Genomic DNA, 18,836 nt, shown 5'->3' with positions numbered 1-18,836 from the left:
TCCACTGAATCATAAGGTTATTATAAAAATATCATGCCTGAACTGCCTGAAGTAGAAACAACCAAAACCAGCCTTGCACCGCTATTAGGGCAACGCATCATCGATATAAAAGTTTTCCAGCCAAAGCTGCGCTGGGCGATGCCAGATGATTTAGATAGCTTGATTGATTACACACTAGATAGCGTTGAGCGCCGCGCAAAATATTTAATTCTTAACTTTTTACCTTTATTACCCAATGACGATAGCGCTGTGGCTCAAACTGCTACGTTAGTACCGCGTCAACTTTTAGTTCATTTAGGCATGTCGGGCAGCCTGCAACAGCAGAGCTACGGTACTGAAAAGCGCAAGCATGATCATCTCATCATTGTTTTTAAGGGCGTTAATAATACAAAATCCCAACTACATTACTATGACCCAAGACGTTTTGGGTCAGTGTTATGGCACAAGGATTATAGTGCTAAGCTATTAGATCATTTAGGTCCTGAACCATTATCAGATGAATTTACTGCAGACTACCTGTATCAATTGATTCAACGGTCAAACTTGCTTGATCACAGTGCTGATACCGTAGCAATTGGCAACGCCAAATCAAAGAAGCAGCCCATTGCTCGCGCTATAAAATCAGTCATCATGGAACAACAGGTCGTCGTGGGTGTCGGTAATATCTATGCGACTGAAAGCCTATATTTATCAGCTATTCATCCAGCCACCCCCGCTCACCAACTGTCCCATGCTCAGATGATTATTTTGGTCGATCATATTAAAGTTATTCTACAAAAGGCGATAGCGCTTGGTGGTTCGACACTGCGAGACTTCACCGTAGCAGATGGCCAAACCGGTTACTTCCAGCAAACATTAAATGTCTATGGTAGACAAGGGGAAACTTGTCCGCATTGTGATGCCGTGCTTGAGAATATCAAAATTAATGGTCGCGCCAGTGTATTCTGCCCCAACTGTCAGCCAATCCTTTAAATATTATCTGAAACTATCACTATCTGTTTCGCCTTAAGTACCAGAATAACTTAGGTATCAAGTCGTATAATATAGCAGCACAATACTCTTGACTAAGTGTCCTATTATTTTGCACTAATATCATTATATCGCGCGCCATTTTTGTTGCTTATTGACACACATCTTGCTTTAATAGTATGAGCACTTACATAAATAGTGCATAATGTTTATATATCTGTAATATATTTAGCCTACTTACCGTTGCGCATTGTTTATATAGGGAAATTGTCTCTGTGTGGAAATAGCAGCAGCTAATAATCATACCAATTATGAATTTTAGGACATCGTTATGACTGTTAAAGCCAAAAACCAACGCACAGTTAAGCAAAAAGCCTTTACTATAGCCGCAAGCTTAAGTTTAATGGCTGCTACTATGCAGCCTGCCTTGGCAGCCATAGAAATTGATGAGACAGACTTTGGGCCTTCTTATGAGACAATGGTGGTTGATACTGTAGTGGGTAAACCTCTACAACTGGTCAGTGCCGTTGCTGGTACTGCCGCCTACCTAGTTAGTCTACCCTTCTCGCTTATCGGTGGTAATGCGGATAAGGCGCAGCAGAAACTTTTTGTTGAACCTTGGGATGCGATGGGACGTTGCTTAGGTTGTACTGTGGCTGAAGACAACTATTACAAATCACAAGTGACTAATGATAATGTTGTCCGTATTGTCGTTGACCAACCATCTGAGATTTTGATTAATACCAACGATTATGTCGTAGTTACGCCATAGTCTTTATATTAACAGCTGGTTAAATGATATAACTGCGCTAAAGACAATGCATTTATAAATTATCCATCAAAAAGGCTAACGTCGTGTTAGCCTTTTTTGTATTTTTAATCAAATCATCATATTTTATTTTGAAACAGTGGTATTACTTAACTTAGCACTAATTTCACGAAGCAATTGCACCTCTTCTGAAGGTTGTTTTACCAGCTCTTGCACTTCTTCTTTACGACGCATTTTGTTAACCACTCTAACCATCATAAAAATAATAAATGCTAAAATTAAGAAATTAATCAGTACAGTAATGAAACTGCCATAGGCTAATACAGGAACGCCAGCTGCTTTGAGAGCATCATAGGTCATGGCAACACCTTCAGGCGCATCACCCAACACTAAGAACATGTTTTTGAAGTTGATTTCGCCACCTGCTATGAAAGCCACTATTGGCATAATAATGTCTTCAACTAAGGACGTTGTGATAGTAGCAAATGCCCCACCGATAATGACACCGACCGCTAAGTCCATCACATTACCTTTTAGAGCGAATTCTTTAAACTCAGAAACCATACTCATTATTTTCTCCTCAAAATACCAATCTATAATCGAATAAGTATCTCAACAGTCGACCCAATCTTGAGCCTTAAGAGTAATAGTAAGAAACACTACTACTGTCGGTTATTCTGACTATATTTTATGGAAATTACAACAAAAAAAAGCAGCATAAAATGAACCATATTTAGTTCACCCTATACTGCTAATTTTTTAGTTATCTTGATGACCATTATTAAATAAAAACAGCATCAAATGCTTCTACAAAATATCAATCCAATAAATTACTCAGTAATTCATGGCTCAATATTAAGCACTTTTTTTACCACGGCCGTGACGCTTACGCTCACTTTCAGTCAAATAGCGCTTACGTAGACGGATCGCCTTAGGTGTTACTTCAACCAATTCATCATCTTGAATGAATTCAAGCGCTTGCTCAAGTGTGAACTTGACTGCTGGAGTCAACGTCAATGCTTCATCAGTACCACTCGCACGAACGTTGGTTAACTGCTTAGCAGTCGTTGGATTAACAGCCATATCATCGTTACGTGAGTTAAGACCAACAATCATACCTTCGTAAACTTCAAGCTGTGGCTCAGCAAATAACTTACCGCGTTTTTGCAGGTTAAATAGCGCGAAACCTAAGCAAACACCTTTTGCCATAGAAACCAAGACACCGTTCGAGCGACCACCAACATCACCGATCTTTTGTGGACCGTAATGTGAGAAGCTTGACGTCATGATACCAGTTCCTGAGGTCAACGTTAAGAACTCAGAACGGAAACCAATCAAACCACGGGCAGGCATCGTCGCTTCGATACGCATACGACCTTTACCATCAAGCTCCATATTAGTCATCTCGCCTTTACGCAAGCCAACCTGCTCCATGATAGAACCTTGATGCTCATCTTCAATATCGAAAACAACGTTTTCATACGGCTCTTGTAATTTACCATCCACTTCTTTTACGATAACTTCTGGGCCTGAAACACCCATCTCAAAACCTTCACGGCGCATGTTTTCAATCAATACAGACAGATGAAGCTCACCGCGACCTGATACTTTAAATTTATCAGGAGACTCTGTATCTTCTACACGTAATGCTACGTTATGAATCAATTCACGCTCAAGACGTTCACGGATATTGCGCGAGGTCACAAACTTACCATCACGACCAGCAAAAGGTGAGTTATTTACTTGGAAGTTCATAGAAACGGTAGGTTCATCAACCGTTAATGCTGGTAATGCTTCGACAGCACTAGGATCACAAATCGTATCTGAGATATTAAGCGAATCAATACCAGTAATACAAACGATATCACCAGCTTGTGCATCTTCAACATCAATACGATCAAGACCATGATAACCCATAATTTTCAAAATACGGCCATTACGGGTATTGCCGTTTTTGTCGATTACAGTCACTTGAGTATTGGTTTTAACTTTACCACGCTGAATACGACCAATGCCGATAACGCCAACAAAACTGTTGTAATCAAGGCTTGAGATTTGCATACGGAAAGGTGCGTCAGCATCAACTTGAGGAGGCTGAACCACATCAACAATTGTTTTGAAAAGCGGTGTCATGTCATCAGCCAAATCGTCAGCTTCCAAACCTGCAATACCATTCAATGCTGAGGCATAAACAACTGGGAAATCAAGCTGTTCATCAGTTGCACCCAAGTTATCAAAAAGATCAAAGATTTGATCCATTACCCAGTCAGGGCGTGAGCCAGGACGGTCAATTTTATTGATGACAACGATAGGTTTTAGACCTTGCTCGAACGCTTTTTGCGTCACAAAACGGGTCTGTGGCATTGGGCCATCAACCGCATCAACGACTAGAAGCACGCAGTCAACCATAGACATTACACGCTCAACTTCACCACCAAAGTCGGCGTGACCTGGGGTGTCAACAATGTTGATACGATATTCAGTATCATCAGTCTTATCTGTCCAGCGGATGGCTGTATTTTTAGCCAAAATGGTAATACCACGTTCTTGCTCAATATCGCCTGAATCCATTGCACGTTCAGCAATGTTTGCACGGTCGCCAAAAGTACCAGACTGATGTAATAACTTATCAACCAAAGTTGTTTTACCGTGGTCAACGTGGGCAATAATTGCAATGTTACGCAGGTGTTTGATATCGTTCGCCATATAAAATGCTCGTTTCGTCTTAAAAAAATGCAGTAGCAATAAGCGCCGCTGGATAAACTTTTATCATCAACCAGATAGATATTGAGTACTTACTTTTAGAAGACTGCACAATAGATGCGGTTAATCAAATAATTTCAATATAATCAAGTATCTACACTGATAAATTCATCATACAGATAGCTATGCTAATGTACATTCTGTCAATTTACAGAATGTTTGGGCAGCTAGTATAACATTATTGCTCCACAAATTTATGTAATAACTTGCTTTTCTCAATCCATAAATAAAAAAAAGCCACCCATTAGGTGACTTTTTTTGTAACTATATATTTAGTAAAACAATCGGTCCAATACTATTTACTGAACAACCATATCTTTAGTTTGTTCAACAGTCATTGTTTTGTCACCAGTGATGATGGCATAAACACGACGGTTCATAGCACGACCTTCTTCAGTGTCGTTTGGAGCGATTGGTTGGTCATAACCATAGCCAACTGTTGATATACGGTTTGGAGCAATACCGAATTCGTTAGTTAACATAGATTTAACAGCAACGGCACGGGCTTCAGATAAACGTTGGTTATAACGTGCTGAAGGACCAGTTTTAGAAGCATGACCTTCGATACGTGCTGTAGAGTTAGGATACTCGCGCATCTTCTCTGCTACTTTAGCGATTTCAGGTTGATACTGAGATTTGATAGTTGATTTATCGTTATCAAAGAATACACGTAGTTCCATTTTCAGCTCATCAGTAATATCTACTGGTACTGGGCAACCGCGCTCATCTACTACGACATTCATAGGAGTGCCTGGGCATGCATCGATGCTATCAGGTACGCCATCGCCATCAGAATCAAGATCAGATTCAACTACGACTACTGGAGTAGTATCGATAACTGGCTCTTGCATTGGTGGTACTGCTACTGTAGGCGCTAAATGGCCACCAAGTACAACTTCTAGACCGGCCAAAGCCATGCCTTCCCACCAGTTATTATCAAAGTTATGAATCGCACGAGCTTCACCACGTAGGCTTAAAGCATCGTTGATACGATACATAGCACCTAGACCTAGGTTACCAATGGTATCTTTAGACTCTGCAACTTCAGTACCAGCTGATACAGGTTGACCTGCTGTAGTACCTTGCGCATTACCCGTCGCAACATATTGCTCTTGGTTCTCTACTTTAATCTTAGATTGACCAGCACCAACCAATACATATGGTTTGAATGCGCTATCAGTATAACCAGTAAATTCTTCAGTACCGATTAAGAAGTTACCAGAAAGCATGGTTTGTTCTACGTCAAAACGGTTAACACCAGCGTCTGCTGATCTTTCTGAAGCTTCGCCGTTTGCATTTGATACACCATACTCTACTTGGAACTGAGTAGAAGGAGTTAGCTCAATACCTAGTGCAGCACCAGTATATAGACTGCTTTCTTTAGCTACGCCACCGTTTAGATTTCCGTTACGACCATCAATTGGTTGTGATGGATTCTGACCATTCATATAAAGGTCTTTACCAGTCTTAAGGACTTCGCGTTGCTCGTCATGAGCTTCGCCAGTGTAATGATAACCTAGTAACAATGGGCTAATAGTTACGCCAGCATTAGCTGCTAAAGGTGCAGCTGCTACAGCAACCAGAGCTAGAGCAATTTTATTCAATTTCATGGACTTCCTCCAAAGGATAATTTGAGTGATGCATTAAGCAAAACCGCTTCTCAAGATGCTCTAAAATAGACATCTTTTACGAATTTTAAGTGACAAAGCAAAACCAATTAAGGAGTAGCTTAGCGATTATCAATTCAGTTTACAACTTTTTTCGTTAACGAGCTACACATTATTACACGATAATGTCGTAACTAAAACACAATAACCAGCTTAAGTTACCTAGAACTAACACACCTTACGCTTTTTATCTTTTGTATGTCAGTTCACAATAGATAGTAAACCTAACAGTATCTATTGTCTGGGCGTATTTTAGTACAGTTAGTATTTTTTCTCTATTATTAAAACCAGTCATTCACTAATTGAAACATTTTTTGACAGTAGACATATATTCTGTTTATATTATAGCACTCAACATTATTTCAAACATCATAAATTTGATCATTACTCCAAAACTTCGCGCGCATATTGGCTCGATTTTATGCAATGATTGGATTGAATAACATTTAAAGAAGCGAGACTGTTTTATTGAACTAAACTACTTATTATAGGTAACAAGCCTCATGGCATTGCTGCATAAAACATTATCAAGTTATAAAAAGCTCTCAGCATTTATATTATGGGTTTTTACTTCAAATAAGCACAGGCTAGCTCAGAGCCGATTGATTCTTTATGTGTATCACAGATATATAGTATCTCTCTATAAAAGAGCACCTAATACAAACACTAGAACAGACCCAAGCACTGTTAATAGACATAACAAGGGTTTTACGCTGGTTGAACTTATCGTCACTGTATGTGTATTAGTAATTATAGTGATGATCGTAGCCCCAGTCATACGAACACAATTAGCACGTATGGAAGCCAAACGGATTCAAAGTCAGTTAGAGAATTCTCTTGCCTTAGCCAAGGCTGAGAGTTACATCAGAAGACAGAATGTCATTGTTTGCTTATCTGATACTGGAGGGCGCTGCCATAGAGACAGCGATAAGACGCTTTTGTTATTCATAGATAAAAATGACAATAATCACTTTGATGCTCAGGTAGATTCATTAGTCGTTCAGCAGTCTTTAAATCCTAAATACAGTAAGCTAAGTTTACGAGTTGGAAGTCGACGCCACTACACCAAATTTTGGGGTGATAGTGGCAAACCACGAGGACATTTTGGCCATATAAAATACTGTCCCATCGTTGCTTATAATGAAGCAATGTATCTAATATCATTTAACCAAGGAGGTATTGTTAAACAAAAACTTAATGAAGATCATCCCACTGAATGTGACGAATAAGAAATTACTAATGGCATAAGTTACCACTCACATAAATTAGCAATGATATTTTTTAATAGCTTTGTAGATCTGTATATATTGCTTCTTTCACATAATCACTGCCTGTTCGAGTCCTACAAATACAGCGCCTGCAATGAATGCACGACCAATATTCAACTCATAAATACCCTTAATTTGTGCGATAGCACTCACATTATCACGTGTCAGACCATAACCTGCGTTAATTAAGAGGTTATTATCACTGCGTCAAACAGTAGCAACAGCTTGCTTAATTCGTTTCAGCTCAGCATTTTGCATGTCCATATCGGCTACCAAGCTTGCCTCAGCATAAGCGCCTGTATATAACTCAATACCATCTGCTCCCGCCTTCTCGCATCAAAGAGCTTCGGCTAAAGGGCTTGGATAACTAACCCCACGCGCTTGACGTAAAGTTGCTATGTGATCAATGTTTACACTTAATAAAAGTTTTTGGAAGGGGTTGTTAGATGAAGTTAATGAAGCAGTGGTCATAAGAATTTTTTTTGATAACGAAAACCAATTGACTGAACAACGGTACAAGAATATGAAACTTTAGACAGTCTCAGTAGCAATCCGAGTGGTTACAGCACTTTGAGAGTAGCACTATTATTTATTGGTAACGCTGTTGCTGCTGCCATAATAGACGGCTTTGCAATGGTTGATAATCCAGTAAATGGTCAATAAGCTGTCGATGGATTTTTGACCAATTATTTAAGGTTTTGTCAGTAATACCTAACTGCGTCATCGCAATGATATCAGTACCTTTGAAAAAACATTGCTCAATAGTATTGTCTAAATGCTCAGTCTGTATATCATTCTGCAAGACAGGCACTAAACCAACATCAGGTAGAAAACGATAAGAATCGTCAGGCTGAATGATGTTTTCAATACTATCCTGCGTCAATATTAAGCTAAAACCCAACTCATTGAATAAATGCTGCTCAAATTGGCGCAAGCATAACCGTAATTCGTTGGCGCTCAAAGGTCGCCTAAGCTGAGACAGACTGTCCTGGTAATGTAGCCATAATACTGGCATTGGATCTTCAGTCGACAACAACCGCCATAGTATTTCGTTTAAATACAACGCCGCATATTGATGTTGACCTGTGATATTTTCGTAGGGCAGTGCTTCTAAAACAGTGGCAATGCCATCATCTTTTGCTATGCCTGTTTGAGTTGTGTGTTGCGATGCAATATTGATCTGACTAAACGTTTTTAAATCGCGTTTACCAGTGGCAAAGAGCTGCAATGGCATGAACAATGGCGCGCCTTTTTTCCCAATACCATGGATCACACCATGTTGCTGAGAAAACAGATAATATAAGGCGCGCTTTTCTTGATAAGGACGCTGATGCAATAAATAACCGATTAACGCTTCGTTACGCATTTTTTATCACCTCAGCATCAAAACTATAGAAAAGTGATTCAAGCGCTATTCTTCAATCAATATCCTAAGCTAGTCAATGCACGTTCGTCATCAGACCAGCCACGTTTCACTTTCACCCACAGTGTCAGCATGATTTTTTTATCAAATAGCTGCTCCATATCTTTACGAGCATCCATACCAACTTGCTTAATACGCTGACCTTTATCACCAATCACAATGGCCTTTTGACCACTACGTTCAACATAAATAGTCGCATCGATGAAAGTACAAGCCTTACGTGGACGCCCTGTCTTTGGATCAGTGTGCGCAGGCTCATCTTTGAATCCATCAATCTGTACAGTTAAGTCATATGGCACTTCGTCACCAGCGCTACGCATGATTTTTTCGCGGATAATTTCACTGGCCAAAAATCGTTCTGAGCGGTCAGTAATTTGCTCGGTATCATAGATAGGGGCAGCAATAGGAAGATGCGAAGCAATCACTTCTTGTAGACGATCTAGGTTTTGGTTTTTTAAGGCAGATACTGGTACGATATCAGCAAAATCAAAACTGTCATTAAACGTCTCAATCAGCGGCAACACGCTGCCTTTATCTTTTAAGGTATCAGATTTATTAATAACTAATACTACATTTAAATTGGTATCGCCAAGCTTTTGTAAAACCAACAAATCATCATCACGCCATTGATCTGAATCAACAACGAATAATACCAAATCAACATCTACTAATGCAGATACCGCAGCTTTATTCATACGCTCATTAATAGCACGTACTTCATTGCGGTGAATACCTGGCGTGTCAACGAATACTGCCTGCATCTCATGATTTGACAAAATACCGTGGATACGGTGACGAGTCGTTTGCGGCTTACGTGATGTAATAGACAGCTTTTGACCCAATAAGTGATTCATTAAAGTCGATTTACCAACGTTTGGACGTCCAACGATCGCGACATAACCCGCTTTAAAATCATCAGCAATACCTGCATGACTACTAGGGGCAAAGAATTCTTCAATTGCCATATCATTGTCTACAGTAGTATCTTCTGCTTGATTGATGCCATCATTAGTAATATCGATATTATCTTGGTTTTGATTCAATTCTGTGTTTTCGGTCATATTTTTGGCATTATCTTCATCATTGGATGGCAAGTCAGTACGATTGCTCATAGGTTAATCCTATAGAATTTATGCCCAGTCAAATGATGCTTAATGATGTATTGGCTGTATCAGCACTAAAAAAGCAAAACCATCATCGGCTGGGAAATATTTAAGGTTTTGAAATGTGTGACGTTTACGCTAATTCAAATAAACGATTTTTGAAACGTCACTTAACATATATTGTCAAAAAAAGTGGTATGTACGATCCATAGGTTAATCCTAGTTAGGATCGCTTTTTAGCTGAGCTCGGCAGTTTATGCAATTGGTTAATCATTAGTTCTGCTGCTTTTTGTTCAGCGATACGGCGGCTCTCACCAGATTCAGTAATATCAACACAGTTATTGATATTAACATGACAACGTACAACAAAAATTTGATGCGGCGCGTTACCACGTGTTTCCATTAGCTCATAATGTGGCAGATCAAATTGCTTAGATTGTAGCCACTCTTGCAATCGACTCTTGGCATCTTTTAACGCTTTTTGGTCATTAACGTTGTCAATCAAATCACCATACCATGAGAGTACACAATCGCGAGTAATATCCAAATCTTGGCTGTCTAAATAAATAGCACCAATCAAAGACTCCACGGCATCAGCCAATATAGAAGCGCGATTGCGCCCACCACCTTTACGCTCGCCTATCCCTAATATCAAATGATTAGAGAGCTCTAAGTTTTGCGCAATAATGACCAATGATTCTTGACGTACCAAAGTGGCACGCATACGAGTCAAGCGACCCTCATTTTGGCTAGGATAGCGATGATATAAAGCCTCACCCACAATCATTCCTAACAGCGCGTCTCCTAAAAACTCTAAACGCTCATAATTTTTTTTGCTATCAAATGAGCGGTGTGTCAACGCAAGTTTGGGAAGGCTCAAGTCCTTAAACACATAGCCTAACTTGCGTGTTAATACGGCTAATTGCTGAATAAATTCTGAGCTAACAATCAGCGTGTCGACAGACGTGCTATTTTGTTGAGGAGTAGGAATCGCTTGGGAGTGCTGCAAAGTTGGTTTCATGCGTGGCTTGTGGTTATCCCTTCTGTTTTACTGATTTGGTTAGTAATAGTATGGATTAATAAATATTATAAAGACATTCAGATATTAAAAAGTTTAAGAGTGATCTAACACTCTTTTTAGTTACTCTGCTGTTGTCATATCGATATCACCTTCGAAGCGATTAACGATATCAACATTACCAAAGAAATTGTTAGTGACTGCATATTGTTTACGAATAGCCAATTGTCCCGTCTTTTTATCAATAAAAGTAAATACGTCTTCCGCCTGAGTATCATAATCAGCATTAATAGATAGCTGTCTATTGACACGCTCGACAAACTGCTTGGCCGTCTCATTATTATTATTTGCTTCCTTAAGCTGTGCGCTTAAGGTCTTGGTCAATTGATAATCACCGATCTGAGCAGGTACGATAGCAACCATCAATTTGGCAGCAACTCCTAACACAAGAATAATTAAAACGATACTCGTTACGCTAGCACCACGCTGTGTGGCGATTCCAGATAATTGCTGCACTATGATATCCCTCTACTGGTAAACAACTATTTTTAGGAGCTACCGAAATACTAGGTAGCCGTTTATTAGATAGCAACAATATTAGCATAAAACTATTATCGATAAATCAACCAATAGAGCGTCTCATAATCTTAATTACATAATCTTAATCAATAGTACCATTGCGTTCAAAGGTTGGTAAATTAAGTCCGGGTGGCTTATGCATCCAGATATAAACCGCTTTACCCGCTAAATTCTCATCAGGAACAAATCCCCAAAACCGACCATCAGCACTACGATCACGGTTATCACCCATCACAAAATACTGACCTTCTGGAACGCTAATACGCCATTTGGTACCTGCTGAGCTAACCACCTCTGGCGATTGCTGCTGCAAAAATGGTGCATATTGAGAGCTATTCATACCATTTAAGTAACGAACGAGATGCTTGTTTTCACCTTGTGTTTCCTGAAAGTATTGCGCCTCACCCTCTTCTTGCTCACTCATCGCTGCCGCACTGTCTTCGGTCAGTACTTGCCCTGGACCAATTTGTCCTGGTAAATAAAGCTGTGAGGTCAACTCAGGGTTCGCCGCAAAATCGACAGGCTTAGTATCAACTAGGATATCATTGATAGAAAGTGTCCCTTGATCATAACTAACAGTATCACCAGGCAAACCAATGACACGCTTAATGTAATAAATACTTGGGTTTTCAGGATAGCGGAATACCGCCACATCACCATGCTCAGGCGCGCCCGTATCCAGCACTTTGTTATACGTCAGCGGTAGGCGCACCCCGTAGGCATACTTATTAACCGCAATAAAATCACCCGTATATAATGTCGGCACCATAGAAGATGAAGGGATATTAAAAGGCTCAATCAAAAACGAGCGTACTATTAACACCACTGCCAATACGGGGAAAAAATCGTAAGCCCAGCGTACCAAGAGACTTTCTTGACCACGCCCGCGAGTTTTACGCTGTTTCAGGGCTAGCTTATCTAATAGCCAAATAATACCCAAACCAATGGTTAATGGTACTAAAATTAAATTAAAATCAAAATCCATACTCAATTGCCTATTAACGAGCGACTTATCTGGCTATCTATACTATCAACTGCGCCACTAATGACACCAACAAAACTATCATTGACCAGTCAATTAGTAATGACTTACTCAACCTGCAATACCGCTAAGAAGGCTTCTTGTGGAATCTCCACATTACCGACTTGCTTCATACGTTTCTTACCCGCTTTTTGCTTAGACAATAGCTTTTTCTTACGCGACACATCACCGCCATAACACTTAGCCAAGACGTCTTTACGCATGGCTTTCACCGTACTACGCCCAATAATTTGGCTACCAATCGCGGCCTGAATTGCCACATCAAACATCTGACGCGGAATCAACTCTTTCATCTTAGTCACCAAAGCATTACCACGATAGCGTGATTGGGTTTCATGAACAATCATGGCCAGCGCATCGACTTTTTCGCCATTGATTAATACATCTACTTTAACCAATTTATCGACTTGATAACGCTCAAAATTATAGTCAAGTGAGGCAAAACCGCGCGAAACTGATTTTAGACGGTCAAAGAAGTCCATGACCACCTCTCCCATCGGAATATCAAAGATCAGCTGTACTTGACGACCCATAAAACGCATATCTACCTGTACGCCGCGGCGCTCGATACAAAGCGTCATGACATTACCTAAGTAATCTTGCGGTACTAAAATCTGACAGCGGGCAATGGGCTCACGGAACTCTTCAATATTATTCGGCTCAGGGAGTCTTGATGGATTATCAACATACATGATATCGCCATTTTTCTTGACGATCTCGTAGATAACGGATGGCGCAGTAGTAATCAAATCCAAGTCATATTCACGCTCTAAACGCTCTTGGATAATTTCCATGTGCAGCATACCAAGGAAACCACAACGGAAACCAAAGCCTAGTGCATCTGAGGTATCAGGCTCAAAAAACAATGACGCATCATTGATTTGTAGCTTTTGTAGCGCTTCACGGAATTTTTCAAAATCAGTAGAATCAACAGGGAACATACCGGCATAGACTTGCGGAGTAATCTGTTTAAAACCTGGAATACGCTCAACGTCTGGCGTTTTAGAATGAGTAATCGTATCACCCACTGGCGCGCCAGCGATATCTTTGATACCAGCAATAATGAAACCGACTTCACCCGCTTCCAAGATACCCGTATCGACAGGCTTGGGCGTAAAGACACCGATCGAGCCGACTAAATGCGATTCTTTGGTTGATTTGATATAAAGTTTATCACCTTTTCGGATAGTACCTTCACGTACCCGAACTAAAGACACAACGCCTAGATAGTTATCAAACCAAGAGTCAATAATCAATGCTTGTAGTGGCGCCTCACGATCACCAGTCGGTGCAGGGATAAATTCAACCAATGCTTCTAGCAGCTTATCGACGCCCAAGCCCGATTTAGCAGAGACTCGTGGCGCATCAACAGCGTCAATCCCAATGATGTCTTCAATCTCTTGAATAACGCGTTCTGGCTCGACTTGTGGCAAATCAATTTTATTTAATACCGCCATGACTTCTAGACCCTGATCTACGGCAGTATAGCAGTTGGCCACGGACTGAGCTTCCACCCCTTGCGCAGCATCAACGACCAATAGCGCCCCTTCACAAGCGGCTAGTGAACGCGACACCTCATATGAGAAGTCAACGTGTCCTGGAGTATCAATAAAGTTGAGCTGATAGCGCTCACCATTAGGATGATCGTAGAATAAGGTTACCGACTGCGCTTTAATGGTGATACCGCGCTCACGCTCAATATCCATGGAGTCAAGTACTTGCGCCTGCATCTCGCGATCTTGCAAGGCACCGCACATTTGAATAAAACGATCAGCAAGCGTCGACTTGCCATGATCAATGTGGGCAATGATTGAAAAGTTACGAATATTTGCTAATGCAGTCACAAAGCGCCTACTAAATTAAGGGTGATAGAATAATAAAATTAAGAAATAAATGCTGTCAGGCGCAACCGCTAAAATAGCTGTCCATCGTTGAAAAGAATATAATTAGAATCAGCTTATTTGCCAATATTATCATCTCCAATCAACCGCTCAGGACGTCAACTCTTACGCGCAGGCATGAAAGAGTATTCTAGCAGTTTTCTACCATAAAGTAAGGCGATTTTATTAGCAGAGGGATGATTTACAAGTGAAGTTACGAGCGGATAACTGTACAGATAGAAAGCGAGCGGCTTGATAGCACCTTATTCACTTCGACAAGACTCATGCTAACTGGATATGAACAATCAATAATCTACTGAGGGGTATTGGTTTTGGACAGATCCCTCTCTATGGGTTCACATCCTGCGCTATGCAGATATTTATGCATCCATGGTGACTTACCGTAAAAAGCCCCGTTGATTTGAGTTTGCTCTATCAAGTATTCACGGAATCTAAGATAAAACTCATTATCTGGGCGGTTAGGTCGTTGCCAAAACTCATTAAGTGGTTTTTGATCTATCAGTTTCGGCGTATCATAAATCGCGCGACCCATGATCTTGGTAGGTTTTTTGTGATATACCGATTGCAACCCTGTCGTGCTATTGATGGTCACCATCCCAATACTGTGTTTCATCAAGGTTGGCAGGTGCATGTCGCAACCATAGAATACACGATCCGCCACTTGATATCGTCTAGCCAAGCTAGATACCAGTTCGCGATAATCTCGATGACCACGATCTAACGGATGATGCTTGAATACTAGTAATTGCTGCTTATCAGCATACTCTGCAAAGCTGGCAATAGACTCATCAATAAACTGCACCACATCACGATAGTCACTATGATGGGTAATCTGCGAGTCATTATGCACTTGTAAACTAATCAAAAAATAATTATTACTTTGTTCTTTGGTCAGCTTATTTTGCAATCGCTTATCAGGTAAATACCCTCGCAATTTACGCCATGGTGCTTTGAGCCAAGCGATTGCTTCTTGCCACGCCGTCATACCGCGATAGTGCGAATAGTGCGGATAGCGACTTTTGTATATCCAAACGATAATATAGTAGACAATCGCAGCGATACTCAAACGATAAAAACGATTGTGAGTATACAGTGGTTTATCATTGGCTTTTTTGAGCGCTTTAATATCTGCCGTATTTAAGCGCGAATAGCCATTAATGCCATATTCTTGCAATGTAATGTAATCGGGACGCAAGTAGCCTTCTTCAAATACAAAAAAAGAGGTGCCCAACTGCTCACTGATATAAGCAGCTTGGGTGTGATGCGGGCGACAATCACCAAAACAGACAATCGCATCAATGCTATTTTCTTCAATGAAAGCCTGCAACCAAGAAGAGAACTGCGCTAACGTATCGGTATATTCATAGGTATTATCATGATGATAAAAAAATGCATCACCTGCATTAAAGTTAATCTTACTAACCTTAATATTTTGAGTTTGCAGAAATGTCGAAAAACGGTTGAAGAATCCGCCCATCTTTCCTTGTAACAGCAAGACGTGTCGATGAGTAAGCAAGTGAGACATCGAAGCTGCCATAGTATTGAATTACCATTAATGAGAAGATGAAGGATAAAAGCGAGAGTATTTATTACACAACTTGAATATTAAGCTGTGTAAATACACACTAATCATCACTGATTATACCGAAAAAGCCCCTACTTGTCGCAATGGATTTGCGTCACAAGTTTAGCATAAACTAACGAGATAGTTTACGCAGGCGCTGCTGCCATTGATGACGCTGCTGCATAAAACGAGTCGTCGATTGGCGTTTAAAATTTTCAGATAGCATGGATAAAACTGAAGTCGCATGGTTAATCGAGCTATTTATAGGGTTAGATATTTGCGCTTGAGACGCTGTATTATGAATATCTTTAAGCAAAGGAGCGCTTTTAGGAGGGTATAAATAGTCAATCACTTGCTCTACTTGTGCAAGCCCGTAGCCATTAGGTAAACGATATAAGGGATAGCGAATAAGCGCACAATATAACAATTGCTCAAGCGTTAATGCAGTGTCGCGTTTTCGTCTCTCTAAATAGTCAGCTTTCGGTGAAAACTGGGCATCAATATCTGCCGTTAACCCCCAACCAGCATAAAACGGTAAGCCGTAGCAAGTAACGTCTAAACCACGCAGCAACGCCTCAAAGCCAGTCAATGAGCTAATCGTATGTACTTCATCGACACATTCTAAGCAATCAGGCATCGCGGTATCATAGGCGACGGCACTGATCTGCTGTAAAAACTCTGCGCTAACCTTACCAGCCCTTAGTCCTGCTTCAACGTCAGGATGCGGCTTATAAATAAGATAAGCCTCAGGATTGTCTTGGCATACACGCTCAATCAAGCCGCTGTTGGTTTTGATCGTCGAGCCACAGTACTGCACCGATAAATCATCTTCGACTTGGCCAATGATAAGAAGACGGCGCTTGCCAGATACCCTAGCGTCATGCATCCAAGAATTATGCCGGTTATTAGCACTGTCGACCTCAGCCCCAACATTGTATTTACTCACCCGCTGATTCAGCAATTTATCTTGCAGCTGTTGTACACGGACACTTTGCTGTGGGTTCAGTGCTTGACAATGGCGTAGCAACGTCTCTAAATCTGAAGGCTGGGTCGCATCATAATAAATACCTTGCTTGTCTATGACGACCGACAACGGTGCTAACAACGTCGCGCCCAAACCATTTGAGCGGATAAACCCATCTTCCATACAGTATATAGACGGTATGGACAAATGCGGCTGTTTCTCAAGCTTACGCTGTAATTTATTTTGTACCTGTTGTCGCTTAGCTAAACCCCACACTAGTAGAGGCTGCTGATAATCAACACGAAAATGATCAGGATGCAATAAATTCTTGAGACGTGGCTTGGGTTTGATAAATAATGTCGTACGCGGTAGATTCGTAAAAGCTTTTACAAATGGTAATTTCCAGCGACTAAATTCATATATCGTGAGATCCCCTTCAAGGCGCGCTTGCCAATATCGATTAGTCACTAGCCATTCTATCGCTGTATCAATATCACAGGCTTGCTTGGTGGCTGGATCTACATAACGACTATAATCTATATAGGCGCTATAAAATAACGTTTCTAACGTTGCAGATGTTTTTTTAGCAAATGATTTAGGAAACAATGCAGGATTTGAATGTCCCTGAGCCTCTAGCAGTTTGCTGACAAGTTTTTGACGACGTTTCTCGACCGCTTTAAGCAGCTTTTTGGGTGCGCCGCTGTCATCAGTTAGACCCCAGCCACTATACCAATTGACCCCGAAGCAATGTACTGCTTTACCTAACATCAACCCTTCAAAGCCCATATGTGAGCTGACCGTATAAACATGGTCAACTTGCTCTAATAGCTGTATAGGATTGAGTGCTTGCGTTAATAGCCGAACCTGTTTAGGTAGTTTTAAACGGGTCAGGTATCCTGATTTTGACGCAGGATGTGCCTTTATCCAAATATGGGCGTGAGGATGATTACGACACGCAGATGTTAACATCTTTTTAAACTGACGTTTATCCGCGCCCGCACCAGTGATAGAAGCATCACCAACCACTTGGTCAATCAATAAAACATGTGATTTCAAGGAATCTGCCGTTGTGTTAACGCCGTCTTGATTCATCAATTCATTCAAGGACGGACAATCGATCACTGCGTTATATTTACTGAGCTGCTCATTACAAATACATGCCATCAATTGCCGCGCACGCGCGTCATCTATTTCGTAACTATTAGGCGTAGTAGCATTTTTAGTACGCTCAATAATCAGCTGCTCAAGGCGTGAGTCATGCGTCGTATCAAAATAAATACCAAGGTCATCAACGACGACACTCAGGCCATGACGGCTGCTAATACCAGAATCTAATGAGCGCAAAAAGCCATCTTCGACACTTAATGTCTCAAGCTTTTGCCGCTTAGCCACTTTATTAGCTCGTTGATAACTTTTTTTACGACCCCAACCGATAAAGGCATCGGGTTGCTGAAAAGAGAGAGAGGAACTGGACAAATGAGTTATCTGATTTTTTATCATGTTTGGTAATGGCAATGCAGACAGTAAATGCGTTTTACCTGCATTGATACGTTGCGGTATACCTGACCACGGATACCAGCGCTGAATATCTGCTTGCAATACCTGAGACAAAAGTACATTGTTTTGACGCATACCTTTACCAATGACCGCCAAATGCTGTGGCAATTGGTATGGGGATGATGGCAAAAGCAGCGCATTATCAGAGTGAGAGGTCACTGCCACATTGACATCATCTGCCGCACTTTTTGCCATTTTTAACACCCTTATTCATTACTTTTGCATCTATCTATGCAAATGACTTGTTCT

14 protein-coding genes and 1 pseudogene are annotated in these 18,836 nt (G+C 40.8%); 3 read left to right on the top strand and 12 right to left on the bottom strand.

Annotation, left to right across the window (positions count from 1 at the left end; genetic code table 11):
- Positions 1–33 precede the first annotated feature (33 nt).
- The gene (mutM, locus tag JMV76_RS06145; protein ID WP_201501985.1) at positions 34–972 is read left to right on the top strand and encodes a bifunctional DNA-formamidopyrimidine glycosylase/DNA-(apurinic or apyrimidinic site) lyase; all 939 of its coding nucleotides are present in this window, start codon (positions 34–36) and stop codon (positions 970–972) included.
- Between the two features lie 328 nt (positions 973–1,300).
- Positions 1,301–1,741 carry a hypothetical protein gene (locus JMV76_RS06140; protein ID WP_045453692.1) on the top strand — a complete coding sequence of 147 codons (441 nt, stop codon included), beginning with the start codon at positions 1,301–1,303 and terminating at the stop codon, positions 1,739–1,741.
- A gap of 123 nt (positions 1,742–1,864) precedes the next feature.
- On the opposite strand, the gene mscL is transcribed toward JMV76_RS06140, so the two are convergent.
- The 3 genes from mscL to JMV76_RS06125 form a co-directional block, all read right to left on the bottom strand.
- A complete protein-coding gene (gene mscL / locus JMV76_RS06135; RefSeq protein ID WP_201501984.1) occupies positions 1,865–2,308 on the bottom strand; it encodes a large conductance mechanosensitive channel protein MscL in 444 nt (147 codons plus the stop codon).
- 285 nt (positions 2,309–2,593) lie between these two features.
- Positions 2,594–4,444 carry a translational GTPase TypA gene (gene typA, locus JMV76_RS06130; protein ID WP_193007712.1) on the bottom strand — a complete coding sequence of 617 codons (1,851 nt, stop codon included), beginning with the start codon at positions 4,442–4,444 and terminating at the stop codon, positions 2,594–2,596.
- A gap of 356 nt (positions 4,445–4,800) precedes the next feature.
- Positions 4,801–6,111 (bottom strand): OmpA family protein, encoded by a 1,311-nt coding sequence (locus tag JMV76_RS06125; protein WP_060490426.1) that lies wholly within the window; start codon positions 6,109–6,111, stop codon positions 4,801–4,803.
- Positions 6,112–6,671: 560 nt separating this feature from the next.
- On the opposite strand from JMV76_RS06125, the gene JMV76_RS06120 reads away from it, so the two are divergent.
- Entirely contained in the window at positions 6,672–7,397 is a 726-nt protein-coding gene (locus JMV76_RS06120) for a GspH/FimT family pseudopilin (protein WP_201501983.1), read from the top strand.
- An 87-nt stretch (positions 7,398–7,484) separates the two neighbouring features.
- Here JMV76_RS06120 and JMV76_RS06115 read toward each other — a convergent pair.
- The 9 genes and pseudogenes from JMV76_RS06115 to JMV76_RS06075 form a co-directional block, all read right to left on the bottom strand.
- Positions 7,485–7,907 (bottom strand): annotated as a pseudogene (locus JMV76_RS06115) (pyridoxine 5'-phosphate synthase).
- Positions 7,908–8,025: 118 nt separating this feature from the next.
- On the bottom strand, positions 8,026–8,802 hold the full coding sequence (gene recO / locus JMV76_RS06110; RefSeq protein ID WP_201501982.1) for a DNA repair protein RecO: 777 nt from the start codon (positions 8,800–8,802) through the stop codon (positions 8,026–8,028).
- Positions 8,803–8,858: 56 nt separating this feature from the next.
- A complete protein-coding gene (gene era, locus JMV76_RS06105) occupies positions 8,859–9,824 on the bottom strand; it encodes a GTPase Era (RefSeq protein ID WP_045443844.1) in 966 nt (321 codons plus the stop codon).
- A gap of 361 nt (positions 9,825–10,185) precedes the next feature.
- Complete coding sequence (gene rnc / locus JMV76_RS06100) at positions 10,186–10,983, bottom strand: ribonuclease III (protein WP_055125735.1); 798 nt, start codon at positions 10,981–10,983, stop codon at positions 10,186–10,188.
- Between the two features lie 120 nt (positions 10,984–11,103).
- Positions 11,104–11,496 carry a DUF4845 domain-containing protein gene (locus JMV76_RS06095; protein WP_227690139.1) on the bottom strand — a complete coding sequence of 131 codons (393 nt, stop codon included), beginning with the start codon at positions 11,494–11,496 and terminating at the stop codon, positions 11,104–11,106.
- 145 nt (positions 11,497–11,641) lie between these two features.
- Positions 11,642–12,544 (bottom strand): signal peptidase I, encoded by a 903-nt coding sequence (gene lepB / locus JMV76_RS06090; protein ID WP_201501981.1) that lies wholly within the window; start codon positions 12,542–12,544, stop codon positions 11,642–11,644.
- Between the two features lie 104 nt (positions 12,545–12,648).
- The gene (lepA, locus tag JMV76_RS06085; RefSeq protein ID WP_060490420.1) at positions 12,649–14,445 is read right to left on the bottom strand and encodes a translation elongation factor 4; all 1,797 of its coding nucleotides are present in this window, start codon (positions 14,443–14,445) and stop codon (positions 12,649–12,651) included.
- A 349-nt stretch (positions 14,446–14,794) separates the two neighbouring features.
- Positions 14,795–16,039 (bottom strand): capsule biosynthesis protein, encoded by a 1,245-nt coding sequence (locus JMV76_RS06080; protein ID WP_201501980.1) that lies wholly within the window; start codon positions 16,037–16,039, stop codon positions 14,795–14,797.
- Positions 16,040–16,199: 160 nt separating this feature from the next.
- Positions 16,200–18,782, bottom strand: a complete 2,583-nt coding sequence (locus JMV76_RS06075; protein WP_201501979.1) for a capsular polysaccharide biosynthesis protein — start codon at positions 18,780–18,782, stop codon at positions 16,200–16,202.
- Positions 18,783–18,836 lie beyond the last annotated feature (54 nt).

Origin of the sequence: Psychrobacter cibarius (genome assembly GCF_904845955.1) — a bacterium.
GTDB lineage: Bacteria > Pseudomonadota > Gammaproteobacteria > Pseudomonadales > Moraxellaceae > Psychrobacter > Psychrobacter cibarius_B.
The sequence above is the reverse complement of the archived record's forward strand: the minus strand, read 5'-3'. Positions and strand labels throughout refer to the sequence as shown.